The 380-nt window shown below is 71.1% G+C and carries 1 protein-coding gene; it reads left to right on the top strand.

Features of this window, described 5'->3' with window-relative positions:
• Positions 1-380: RHS repeat-associated core domain-containing protein (locus tag HG800_RS26835; RefSeq protein WP_169981497.1), on the top strand; the 380-nt coding region annotated here is incomplete at both ends.

The following is a 380-nucleotide window of genomic DNA, read 5'->3' on the forward strand; positions in this document are numbered from 1 at the left end:
GACCACCTGGACGGTCTACGACGGCCCGCACGCCTATGCCGACTTCGACGGCTCCGGCACGCTGCAAACCCGCTACCTGCACGGCCCGGCCGTGGACATGCTCCTGGCCCGCACCTCCGCCGCCGGCACCACGGCCTGGTACCTGACCGACCGCCTCGGCAGCGTCCGCGACCTGGCCAGCACCTCCGGCACCGTGATCAACCACGTCGCCTACGACGGCTTCGGGAAGGTGCTCGGCGAGACCAACCCGGCGAACGGCGACCGCTTCAAGTTCACCGGACGCGAGCAGGATGCCGTCACCGGCCTGCAGTACAACCGCGCCCGCTACTACGACGCGGCGATCGGCCGCTGGACCCAGGAGGACCCGATCGGCTTCGCCG

This window comes from Tautonia rosea (assembly GCF_012958305.1).
GTDB lineage: Bacteria > Planctomycetota > Planctomycetia > Isosphaerales > Isosphaeraceae > Tautonia > Tautonia rosea.